We start from the raw sequence: 2,327 nt of genomic DNA on the forward strand, positions 1-2,327 counted from the left end.
GGGGATCCTGACCCACCACCTGGGCCTCTTTGCTCCCAAATTGGAAAAGATCTGCCGGGAGGCGGAGGAGCGTCTTCAGAAGAATTCTGATGCGGTATCAGCCCATCAGGTCTTTTACCGCCTGATGTACAGGCTCGCTCCGGAACTTAAAACCATCTTCTGCGGCGGACAGGAGTTCGGGAGTCTTAAGGAGCTTGGCGAGGCGGCGATCTCTAATGCCGTATCCGGAAATACCGGCTTTGCAAGCTCGCTCCGGCTTCTCCAGAGCTCCTTTCTGTATTTCTATGCGAAAGCCATTTTGAAGAACGATACAGCTGCATATATCCTCTGGAATGTGAATGATCTGATTTCGCTTTGGCAATGTACGCGCGGGCAATGTACGGATGTTCAGGTTTCCTGGATCCTTGGTTATGCATTGTCAGATAAGAGAAATCTCCGGATAGACGACAGGGAATTCAGCAATATTGCGGAGCTTTGGGAATATCTCATGAAGCTGGAGATCGAACAGGGGGACTCCGGATACATAAAATACCTTTGGGATCACCGTCAGGATCTGGAATTTTTCGTCGCCGCTACTCCGAAATCAAAGTGTGTTGCGGAAGAAAAGTATGTACAGGCCTTAAAGGTGTTACTGGAAGAGCTGGACAGCATGGCGGTTTTCGGGGAATGCGAATTCCAGTTCAGACACTTCTGGGAGTTTGATGATTATGCGGAGAAGCTTCTCTCGGAAAAGCAGACCGGCCGTCTCAGCAAAATCCTCAATATCTATGGCCTGGCTTTGAAGGAGGTATCCGAAAAGGTCTGGCAATCAGACTCCTATGAGAATCTCCGGAGAATTGTTTCCGGTTTTGCGGTGTTTGAAGGGCAGCTCTTTGCCTCGGTGCCGGATTTTGAGGCTTATCTTAAGGAGCATCGGGACAATCCGGAGCTTTTCAAAAAATATTTAAAGACTGAGAACAGCGTTTTAACCGATGCGGAAATCAATACCCTCAGCCATCGGGTGCTTCATAAGGTGAGCGTGAACTCCTGCTACCGTCCGTACGACAGCGATGAAACTGAAACACCGAAAGCCATCACCGTCAACGGCATCAGATATCCGGCTCCTTTGAGAGTTAAGGCCGGCGAATATATTAAGTTCGGCCGTTACCCTCATACTGAAAGATACATCCTAACTAAAGACAAAAAGGACAAAGAGCCTATTGAATGGCTGGTGTTGGAGGTTAATGGCAATGAAGCCTTGCTGGTGAGCCGTTACGCCCTTGATTGCTGTCCGTATAATGATGATTGGATGGGAGAGATTACCTGGGAGGAATGCTTTCTCCGCCGGTTTCTCAATATTGAATTTCTGACCAGGGCGTTCTCCGGGGAGGAAATGCGACGGATTAAGCTGTCAGAGGTGGTGAACGATAATAATCCGGATTTTGGCGTCAGCGGCGGAAATAATACCCGGGATCGGATTTTCTGCCTCAGCCTGACGGAGGCGCGATGCTATTTTAAGAATATCGCTGAAAGACAGTGTCAGGTTACGGAGTATGCCCGTTGTCAGGGTGCGTGGACAATGAACGACGGCTATGGTATGTGGTGGCTGAGGTCTCCGAGCAGCAGTCAGGAAGCGGCAGCGTTTGTCCTGAAGGATGGTTCCCTCTCTCTGGACAGCAATGGCTATGGAATGTTTCGTACAAAAGTGGCTGTGCGACCCGCTTTAAGGCTGATCTGGAACCTGTAACCTTATTATTGGAGGAGATGCCGCTGTGCGGGATTTTCAGTCAGAGTGCCGGCGCTGGAAAACTGTCCATTAAGATTTTGAAGTTCTCCTCTGTCAGCCCTGATGCTATCTTGTGCTCCGGCTTTACCTTTCCGGCAGATGTTTTCTGCGAGGCTTTTATATGTCTGAAAACAAAGTTAACGCAACGCTCTTTAGCAAGTTCAAAAAGACTCAGGTAAGAAGCAGCGAGAAGCTCCCGGATCTTACCGGACTTACCCTGGGTGAGTTCCATGCGGACTCAAGGCTGGATATTGTATCCGGTGAGGCGGATATCTATCTCTGCTCCGGAATCGGAAGTCTCTCCGAAAAGAAGTTCCTCCTCAAGTACTACCGCCGGGAAAATGCCGTTAAGCCGGACGTGCTGGAAAAGCTCAGGACCGTAACGAGTCCCTTTGTAGCCCCGGTAGCGGGCTATGGTGAATATGAGGGCCATCAGTATGCGGCGCGGCCGTACTACGAGATGTCAACCCTAGCGGAACTTCTTTCCGAGGGAGTCAGGTTTTCTGAAGAGGAGCTCAGAACGTTCATTATCCCCTCCGTTATAGAAGGCCTGAAAGCCGTG

At 49.9% G+C, this 2,327-nt stretch carries 1 protein-coding gene and 1 pseudogene; both read left to right on the forward strand.

Going from position 1 to position 2,327, the window contains the following annotated elements:
- On the forward strand, positions 1-1,726 hold a 1,726-nt coding region (locus ACJROR_RS04485), incomplete at its 5' end, for a DUF6273 domain-containing protein (protein ID WP_406546050.1).
- A gap of 160 nt (positions 1,727-1,886) precedes the next feature.
- Positions 1,887-2,327 (forward strand): annotated as a pseudogene (locus ACJROR_RS04490) (serine/threonine protein kinase); the annotation flags it as partial.

The sequence above is a fragment of the Succinimonas sp. genome (assembly GCF_045225735.1).
Classification (GTDB): domain Bacteria; phylum Pseudomonadota; class Gammaproteobacteria; order Enterobacterales; family Succinivibrionaceae; genus Succinimonas.